The organism is Pseudomonas sp. Sample_24 (assembly GCF_004307605.1).
Lineage (GTDB): Bacteria > Pseudomonadota > Gammaproteobacteria > Pseudomonadales > Pseudomonadaceae > Aquipseudomonas.
Genome location: NZ_RCNW01000027.1, coordinates 1 through 9,659, shown reverse-complemented (window position 1 = coordinate 9,659; position 9,659 = coordinate 1). Strand labels below are relative to the sequence as shown.

Sequence of the window (9,659 nt, the reverse complement as noted above, 5' to 3'; positions counted from 1 at the left end):
TGAACCGGCGCAGCCGCAGTCGGGCCATTTATGTGATGGACACCACCGGTCGCGTCATGGCCACCAGCAACTGGCGCGATGTCGACAGCTATCTGGGTGAAGACCTGTCCTTCCGTGCCTACTTCCAGAACGCCGTGCGCGGCCAGCCCGGGCGCTTCTACGGCATCGGCAGCACCAACGGCGAACCTGGTTACTACCTGGCCCATGGCCTGGAAGAACACGGCAAGATCATCGGCGTCGCGGTGGTCAAGGTGCGTCTCGAAGCCATGGAAGAACGCTGGCAACGGGCGCGTCTGGAAGCCTTCGTCAGCGATGAGAACGGCATCATCATTCTCTCCAGCGATCCGGCGCGCCGCCTCAAGTCAGTAGTGCCGCTGAGCGATGACACCAAAGAAAAACTCGCCCGCAGCCTGCAGTACTACTGGTTTCCGCTGAACGAATTGCAACCGCTGGCCCGGGAAACTCTGTCTGAAGGTGTGGAAAAACTCACCTTCCCGGCCAACAGTGAACTGGTTTCCGACGACGAGAACATCAGCTATCTGTCACTGACCCGGCCACTGAGCGACACCCCCTGGAACTTCACCCTGCTGACACCGCTCCAGGATCTGCGTCGCGAAGCGATCAATCAGGGGATTCTGGTGGCCGTGGCATTTGCCCTCGTGGCGTTCCTACTGATTGCCTGGAACGAGCGGCGCAAGGTCATCGCCACCCGCCTCGCGGCCCGGGAAGCCTTGCAGGAAGCCAACAATCAACTGGAGCGTCGGATTACCGAACGCACCGTCGACCTGCGCGCCAGCAACGAGCGGCTCAAGGGTCAGATCCGCGAACGCCGTCAAGCCGAAGAGACTTTGCGCCGTGCCCAGGATGAACTGGTGCAGGCCGGTAAACTTGCGGCGATCGGCCAGATGTCCACCAGCATCGCCCATGAGCTGAACCAGCCGCTGGCGGCGCTGCGCACGTTGTCCGGCAATACCGTGCGCTTTTTGGAACGTGGCCAACTCGATGTGGCCAGTACCAACCTCAAGACCATCAACGAACTGATCGACCGCATGGGCCGCATCACCGCCAGCCTGCGCTCCTTTGCCCGACGTGGCGACGACAAGGGCCAGGCGTGTCTGGGCAAGGGCGTGGACGCAGCCCTGCAATTGCTCGGTGGCCGAGTGGAAAGCATCGCCCTGCAATTGCACCGTCACTTTGAAGATGTGCAGGTGCAAATCGACCAGACCCGCCTCGAACAGATCCTGGTCAATCTCATCGGCAACGCCCTCGACGCGATGCAGGCGCAACCGCAGCCCGAGTTGTGGCTCGAAGGCGAAACCTTCGATGGCAAGTATCGGCTGCGGGTACGTGACAACGGCCATGGCATCGACGCCGAAGCGCGCAAGCATTTGTTCGAACCGTTCTTCACCACCAAACCCGGCGAACAGGGCCTTGGCCTTGGCTTGACCCTTTCCGCCAGCCTGGCCGCCGCCACCGGCGGTCACCTGGGTGTCGAACACCCGGCCAGCGGTGGCACCGCATTCGTTCTCAGTTTACCGTTGGTAAGCCCCCTTCCCGCCGAGCCAATATGAACAACGACCTTAGTGTATTGATCGTCGAAGACGACCCCCACGTGCTGCTTGGCTGCCAACAGGCGCTGACCCTGGAAGACATTCCGTGCGTAGGTGTCGCCAGTGCAGAAGAAGCCCTCGAGCGGGTCGGCGACAACTTTGCCGGCATCGTCATCAGCGACATTCGCCTGCCGGGCATCGATGGCCTGGAGTTGCTGGGCCGCCTCAAGGAGCGAGATCGCAGTTTGCCGGTGGTGCTGATTACCGGCCACGGCGATATTTCCATGGCCGTCGGCGCGATGCAGAAAGGCGCCTATGACTTCATGGAGAAACCGTTCTCCCCGGAGCGCCTGGTGGACGTAGCGCGGCGCGCGCTGGAGCAACGCAGTCTGGCGCGGGAAGTCTCGTCGTTGCGTCGGCAACTGGCCGAGCGCGACTCCCTCGAAGGGCGGATCATCGGCCGTTCGCCGGCCATGCAAAACTTGCGCGAATTGATCGCCAACGTCGCCGATACATCGGCCAACGTGCTGATCGAGGGTGAAACTGGCACTGGCAAGGAATTGGTTGCCCGCTGCCTGCACGACTTCAGTCGTCGGCACACCAAGCAATTCGTGGCGCTGAACTGCGGCGGCCTGCCGGAAAACCTGTTCGAGAGCGAAATCTTCGGCCACGAGGCCAACGCCTTCACCGGCGCCGGCAAACGGCGAATCGGCAAGATCGAACACGCCGACGGCGGCACGCTGTTCCTCGATGAAGTGGAAAGCATGCCCCTGCCCTTGCAGATCAAGCTGCTGCGGGTATTGCAGGAGCGCACCCTCGAACGCCTCGGTTCGAACCAGAGTGTGGCGGTGGATTGCCGGGTGATCGCGGCGACCAAATCCGACCTCGACGAATCGAGCAAGGCCGGCGAATTCCGCAGCGACCTGTATTACCGCCTCAACGTGGTAACCCTGGAACTGCCACCGCTGCGTGAGCGCCGCGAAGACATCCTGCAATTGTTCGAGTATTTCTTGCAGCAGTCGTCCTTGCGCTTCGACCGTATCGCACCGGAACTGGATAACCAGACCCTGTCGAACCTGATGAGCCACGATTGGCCGGGTAACGTGCGCGAACTGCGCAACGTCGCCGAGCGCTTTGCCTTAGGCCTGCCGGCGTTCAAGAAACCCGGCGCAAGTGGCAGCGCCCAAGGCCTGGCGTTCGCCGAAGCGGTGGAAGCGTTCGAACGCAACCTGTTGAGCGATGCCTTGCAGCGCAGCGGCGGCAATTTGACCCAGGCCAGCCAGGAACTCGGCATGGCCAAGACCACGCTGTTCGACAAAGTGAAGAAGTACGGGTTGAGCCACTGATTCACCAATCCCTGTAGGAGCCGGCTTGCTGGCGATGGCGGTATGTCAGTCAGCATTGATTTGACTATTAGACCGCTATCGCCAGCAAGCCGGCTCCTACAGGTTTGGGGTTTAGCGTCCGTACACTTTCTCAAGCTGCGCCTGGGTCAGCGCATCCTCGAACGGCACCGGTACGGACTTCACCGCGCCGTAAAGATTGCGGTAACGCCAATAGTTGCCGTTGTTCGCCAGTTGATAGCCACGTTCGACCACACGCCGGCCATCGAGCACGTAACGCAAGGTTTCCTGAGCGGCCGGTGGCGGAGTCGGTTGCATCAAGTCCGTGGCCAGCACGCGCATGGACTCGTCGATGCACTCATCGAGCACCGCGGTGACTTTTGCCAGTTCAAGGCCACCATCATCGACACATTGGCTACCGCAACGACGGATCGGCTGGCTGGTCACTTCGATGCGCATGCGGTACAGCGGCGACCCGGCGATGTCCTGGACCTGAACCTGATTGACCAGGACAAAACTGCCGCGATCGGGGGTCAACATCAGTTTCGGCTCAATCAACAAACGCGCCGTCACCTGCCCTTCGCCCTGCTTTAATCCGGCCACTTGCGCGGCATGCTGATAGCGTTGCTGCAAGCGCTCCTGCAAGGGTACGCCGGCAAGCAGATCCGCCATGGGCCGTGAATCCTTGAGGGCGGACTTTTCCGCATCACGCTGCAAGGTACCGCTGCCCATCTGGGTATTGACCAGACTGGCTACCAACACCCCCGCCAACCCGGCGCTGGTGCCCGAACTGAGCAACAGCGCCTGACTCGAAGACGCAGCCTTCAACGCCTCTTGGCTGTCAATCACGGTGCTGGCGCCGACGAAGGCTTGCGTTACCTGCACATCGACCTTGAGTCCGTGTGCTTGAACATAAGGCAACGCCCCGTGGTCCTTGAAACCGGCCTCGGGAGCCGGCTTCTGCGCACAGCCAGTCACCATCAGCAGGGCCAGTGCGCCGGCCGCTACGATTGAGCGCTTCATTTGGCGAACGGGGTGATCATTTGCTGACGGCTGTTATCCACAGCCTGGTAGAACGCGTTCGACAAGTTGGTGTAGGTCGGTTCGTCCCACTCTCCCTGTGCCGCTTGTACCGCGACAAATGGCTGGAACCACAACAGTTTGTTGTCGGCCAGATCAACCACCATGCCCTGCCCGCCCACCTGCGCCATCGGCACGCTGGTCGGCACGATGCTGTAGTAGCTGCGGGTCGCACCGGTGGCGGTGACGTACACCAGCAGCAAGCGATCGATACCGTACTTGGCTTTCATCGGGGTCAGGTCTTTGATCGTGTAGCCTTCGCGAAATTTGGTTTCCTTGTAGGCCTTCAGATCAACCTTGTCGTCGATGCGCTTGGCTTTGTAGCCCTTGGCTTGCAACTTGGCGACGATGGTATCCGGCAGGGTTTCGAAATCGCGCACTTGCCAGGTTTTGACGTTGTCGCTGAGCTTGCTGTTGACGCCCGCGTTGATCGCGTAATCGAGAAGCCCCTGATTGCCGGTCAAGGCCAGTACTGGCGGCGGCAATTCGCTGATTGCGACGCCGATGGTCGGCTCCTTGGCATCCCAGAATTGTTGGTCGAGCGGTACGGGAGGTTGGACGTTGGCGCAGCCGGTGAGGGTCAGGCAGGCGAGCAAAGTGACTGCAGCGAGGGTGCGTAGAGCGTGAAAAAACATGGATCAAGTCCCTATGATTGAAAGTCGCTGTCTGTATCGATAGCGACGACGCAAACAATAGTGGCACATTGATATATTTTTGACGACAGTGTTTTGTCAGCTGACAGCAAGCCCCTGTGGTCACGGGTTACAAGAGGTTGTGCTCGGCCACCGGCTCGATCTGCGCCCAATGGGAAGTGTCGTCGCGATGTTCGCGCAAATACGGCAGCACCGCCGCCAGTAACGGCGCCTTGAACGCTTCCTGAAAACGATGGGCCAGGCCCGGAATCAGCTTCAACTGACTGCCACGCAAATGCGCCGCCAGGTGCACGCCATGCATCACCGGCAGCAACGGGTCGGCGGTGCCATGCACCACCAGCGCCGGCACCCGCAATTGGTTAAGCAGTGCCACCCGACTCGGCTCGGCGAGAATCGCCATGATCTGCCGCTTCACGCCTTCGGGATTGAACGCCCGGTCATAGGACAATGCCGCTTGATGCAGCAGTGCTTCACGATCATCAGCCACCGTCGGACTGCCCAGCGCCGCCAGCAAATCGGCCTGTTGCTCCAGGGCGACCTGGCGGTTGGGCGCTCCACGCCGCGACAGCAATTGCACCAGCGCCGCACTCGGTGCCGGCAAGCCCTCGGCACCGGAAGTGGTCATGATCAGGGTCAGGCTCTCGACCCGTTGCGGCGCCATGGCCGCCATGTGCTGGGCGATCATTCCGCCCATGCTCGCACCCAGCACATGGAACTGCTCGATGTGTAAGGCGTCCATCAGGCCCAGGCCGTCGTTCGCCATGTCGGTCAACGAGTACGGTGCCGACACCGGCAGACCGAGTTTGTAGCGCAGCACTTCAAACGTCAGGTTGGCCTCGAGCGGCGTATGCCGCCAGGTCGACAAGCCGACATCGCGATTGTCATAACGGATCACGCGAAAGCCCTGCTGACACAACGCGACCACCACTTCGTCGGGCCAGTGAATCAATTGCCCGCCCAGCCCCATCACCAGCAGCAGCGCCGGGTCCGAGGCACGGCCGATGCTTTGATACGCCAGGCTCACCTGATCCAGATCGACTCGTTCGGTCGGTACATCGACATCGCAACGAGACGCCGCCAAGGACGGCAGGCCGAACAGACATGCGGCCAAAAATACTATTCTCGATAAGAAAACACGCATGAAAAACACCAAAACGCAGAACCCCAGTAGAGCGCGAGTCTGATGAAGTTTGTTCAAGCGCGCTGCCACACTTCCATGACAGTTTGATGAAGAGTGCCGGGCGGTCATTTTCCAATCAGAAAGATCGCCGCCTGCGGCAGCTCCTGCGGGTGTTTAGATTTCCCCGCAGGCGGAGATCTTCCGATCTTCGTCAAGCCAACTGACTGCGCAACTGTCGCGCTGCCGCCACCATGTTCACCAACGCCGCCTCAGTCTCCGGCCAGGCACGGGTTTTCAGACCGCAATCGGGGTTGACCCACAAGCGTTCGGCCGGAATGCGCTGTACCGCTTTGGCCATCAGCTTGACCATTTCCGCCGTGTCCGGCACCCGTGGCGAGTGGATGTCATAGACCCCCGGGCCGATGTCGTTCGGGTAATCGAACGCCTTGAAGGCTTCCAGCAGTTCCATGTCCGAACGCGAGGTTTCAATGGTGATCACATCAGCGTCCATGGCCGCGATGGCTTCGATCACGTCGTTGAATTCGCTGTAGCACATGTGGGTGTGGACCTGGGTTTCATCACGCACACCGCTGGCGCTCAGGCGGAATGCATGCACGGCCCAGTCCAGATACTCCTGCCATTGCGCCCGGCGCAGCGGCAGGCCTTCACGGAACGCCGCTTCGTCGATCTGCACAATCTTGATCCCGGCAGCTTCCAGGTCCAGTACCTCATCACGCAGGGCCAGGGCCAGTTGCTGCGCCTGGACTTTGCGCGAAATGTCTTCGCGCGGGAACGACCACATCAGCATGGTCACGGGACCGGTGAGCATGCCTTTCATGACTTTGTCGGTCTGGCTCTGCGCATAGCTGATCCAGTCGACGGTCATGGCTTTCGGGCGGCTCAGGTCGCCGTAGATGATCGCCGGTTTCACGCAACGCGAACCGTAGCTCTGGACCCAGCCGAAACGGGTGAAGGCATAACCATCGAGTTGCTCGGCAAAGTACTCGACCATGTCGTTGCGCTCGGCTTCACCGTGCACCAGCACGTCCAGCCCCAGATGTTCTTGAACCTGTATCGAGTGACGGATTTCGTGACGCATGGCGTCGGTGTAGTCGTTCACCGACAGCTTGCCTTGCTTGTGCGCCTGGCGGGCCAGACGAATCGAAGCGGTCTGCGGGAACGAACCGATGGTGGTGGTCGGGAATGCCGGCAGTTTCAGGCGTGCCCGCTGCTGCTCGATGCGCTCGGCGAACGGTGACTGGCGCTGGCTGTCGTTCGGGCCTATCGCCGCGATACGTGCCTGTACTTCGGTTTTGTGGATGCGTGGCGACTCGGCGCGGCTGATCTGAATGGCACGACTTTCGGCCAGGGCCGCTTGCACCTTGGGCGCCTGTGGATCGTTCAAGGCATCACGCAAAACCGCGATTTCGCCACACTTTTGCACGGCAAAGGCCAGCCAGCTTTTCAGTTCCGGGTCGAGCTTGTCTTCACGCTCCAGATCCACCGGGCTGTGCAGCAGCGAGCAGGAACTGCTGACCCACAGGTTGTCGCCAAAGCGCTCCTGGGCAAACTGCAGTTGTGCCAGCACCGGCTCCAGTTCGCAGCGCCAGACGTTGCGACCATTGACCAGCCCCACTGAAAGAATCTTGTAGATCGGCAGACGGTCGAGCACGTGCAGCAGTTGATCCGGGGCACGCACCGCGTCGATGTGCAGGCCTTGCACCGGCAGGCCGACGGCCAGACCGAGGTTGTCTTGCAGGCCGCTGAAGTAAGTCGCCAGCAGTTTTTTCAGCGGCGAATATTGAAGGATGTGGTAAGCGCGTTCGAAGGCGTTTTTCCACGCTTGCGGCAGGTCAAGGGTCAGGATCGGTTCGTCGATCTGCACCCACTCCACGCCTTGGGCGGCGAGGCGACCGAGGATTTCGCCATAGATCGGCAGCAGGCGTTCCAGCAGGTCGAGTTTGTCGAAGTCGTTGCCTTTGGCTTTGCCCAGCCAGAGATAAGTCAACGGGCCGATGATGACCGGTTTGACGGTATGGCCCAGGGCCTTGGCTTCCTCGACTTCGTCGAACAGTTGTTCCCAGCTCAATTTGAAGGACTGGTCAGCCGTGAATTCCGGGACCAGGTAGTGGTAGTTGGTGTCGAACCACTTGGTCAACTCTTGCGCATACTGCGCCTGGTCATGTTCGCCGCCGCAGCAGGTCGCGGTGGCGCCCCGGGCCATGGCGAACAGCGTGTCGAGGGTCGGCAGGCCGCGCTCGTCCCGGGTGTTGTCGAAACGCTCGGGGATCACGCCGAAGGTCAGGGAATGCGTCAGCACCTGGTCGTACCAGGCGAAGTCGCCGACCGGCAGCAGGTCGATGCCGGCGTCCTTCTGCAATTGCCAGTGGGTGGCGCGCAGCTGGCGGCCAACGCTGTTGAGTGCATTGCGGTCGATGTCGCCCTGCCAATACGACTCGAGGGCTTTTTTCAGTTCGCGGTCGGCGCCGATGCGCGGGAAACCAAGGGTGTGGGCCACGGCCATGTCGAAGGTGCTCCTGTGTAAATAATGGCGCTATTGTCGACAGCCAGGGCAACATGAGACAAACTCAACCTTTTCGTGTTGATCACAAGTTTTACTCATGGAGCCCCACGGTGCTTGAAATCCGTCACCTCAAGACCCTGCACGCCTTGCGCGAAGCCGACAGCCTGGTGGATGCGGCCGACCGCCTGCATCTGACCCAGTCAGCCCTGTCCCACCAGTTCAAGGAACTGGAGGAGCGCATGGGCATGCCGCTGTTCGTGCGCAAGACCAAACCGGTGCGTTTCACCAGCGCCGGATTGCGCCTGCTGCAACTGGCCGACGCTACCCTGCCACTGCTGCGTGCTGCCGAGCGTGACATTGCGCGACTGGCCGGTGGCACCGCCGGGCGCTTGCACATGGCTATCGAATGCCACAGCTGCTTCCAATGGCTAATGCCGACCATCGACCAGTTCCGCGATGCCTGGCCGGAAGTCGAGCTGGACCTGGCCTCGGGCTTCTCCTTCGCCCCGCTGCCCGCCCTGGCCCGTGGCGATCTGGACCTGGTGGTGACCTCCGATCCGGTGGACCTGGTCGGCATCACCTACGTGCCGTTGTTCACTTACGAGGCGATGCTCGCTGTGGCCAATCAGCACAAATTGGCCAGCAAGGCGTACATCGTCCCGGAAGACCTGCTCACGGAAACCCTGATCACCTACCCGGTGGAACGGGATCGCCTGGATATCTTCACGCGCTTCCTCGAACCCGCCGACGTCGAACCGGCCCAGGTCCGTACTTCGGAACTGACCGTGATGATGATGCAGCTAGTGGCCAGCGGACGCGGTGTGTGCGGCATGCCTCATTGGGCGCTGCATGAATACAGTTCACGGGGCTATGTGAAGGCCAAGCGGTTGGGTGAGAAAGGCTTGTTTGCGACGCTGTATGCAGCCATTCGGGCGGACATGCTGGATGCGCCGTATATGCGGGATTTTTTGCTGACGGCCAAGGACACGTCGTTTTCGACATTGGACGGGGTTAGCGCAGTTCGCTAAAACGACGAATCCCCTGTAGGAGCGAGGCTTGCCCGCGAAGGCGCCTTACCCGATCGTTCCCACGCTCTGCGTGGGAATGCTGCCCGGGACGCTCCGCGTCCCCTCCAGAGCCGAACGCGGAGCGTCCGTTGAGGCGTTACCACGCAGAGCGTGGGAACGATCATTCGCTGAGCATCCTTTACACGATCGTTCCCCACGCTCTGCGTGGGAATGCAGCCCGGGACGCTCCGCGTCCCATCCAGAGCCGAACGCGGAGCGTCCGTTGAGGCGTGCCCACGCAGAGCGTGGGAACGATCATTCGCGGAGCATCCTTTACACGATCGTTCCCCACGCTCTGCGTGGGAACGCAGCCCGGGACGCT

The 9,659-nt window shown here is 61.1% G+C and carries 7 protein-coding genes; 3 read left to right on the top strand and 4 right to left on the bottom strand.

All coding sequences use genetic code 11. The features are described from left to right. Positions 1-1,571 (top strand): ATP-binding protein (locus tag D8V06_RS01260; protein ID WP_130930296.1); only part of this gene is annotated, 1,571 nt, incomplete at its 5' end. After that, positions 1,568-2,896, top strand: coding sequence for a sigma-54 dependent transcriptional regulator (locus D8V06_RS01255; RefSeq protein ID WP_056855246.1), 1,329 nt, complete (start codon positions 1,568-1,570; stop codon positions 2,894-2,896). The genes D8V06_RS01260 and D8V06_RS01255, both read left to right, overlap by 4 nt. Before the next feature lie 111 nt (positions 2,897-3,007). Here the strand turns inward: D8V06_RS01255 and D8V06_RS01250 are convergent, their stop codons facing one another. The 4 genes from D8V06_RS01250 to metE all read right to left on the bottom strand — a co-directional run bounded on the left by D8V06_RS01250 (position 3,008) and on the right by metE (position 8,270). Beyond that, positions 3,008-3,916: a hypothetical protein gene (locus D8V06_RS01250; RefSeq protein WP_056855245.1), complete on the bottom strand. Its 909-nt coding sequence runs from the start codon at positions 3,914-3,916 to the stop codon at positions 3,008-3,010. Continuing rightward, on the bottom strand, positions 3,913-4,608 hold the full coding sequence (locus D8V06_RS01245; protein ID WP_056855244.1) for a hypothetical protein: 696 nt from the start codon (positions 4,606-4,608) through the stop codon (positions 3,913-3,915). Before D8V06_RS01245 ends, D8V06_RS01250 begins: the two co-directional genes overlap by 4 nt. 127 nt (positions 4,609-4,735) lie before the next feature. Then, complete coding sequence (locus D8V06_RS01240) at positions 4,736-5,767, bottom strand: alpha/beta hydrolase (protein WP_130907745.1); 1,032 nt, start codon at positions 5,765-5,767, stop codon at positions 4,736-4,738. A 190-nt stretch (positions 5,768-5,957) separates the two neighbouring features. Further along, a complete protein-coding gene (gene metE / locus D8V06_RS01235) occupies positions 5,958-8,270 on the bottom strand; it encodes a 5-methyltetrahydropteroyltriglutamate--homocysteine S-methyltransferase (RefSeq protein ID WP_130904413.1) in 2,313 nt (770 codons plus the stop codon). 110 nt (positions 8,271-8,380) lie between these two features. Between metE and metR the strand changes: the two genes are divergently transcribed. Then, on the top strand, positions 8,381-9,298 hold the full coding sequence (gene metR, locus D8V06_RS01230) for a transcriptional regulator MetR (RefSeq protein WP_056855241.1): 918 nt from the start codon (positions 8,381-8,383) through the stop codon (positions 9,296-9,298). Positions 9,299-9,659: the final 361 nt, after the last annotated feature.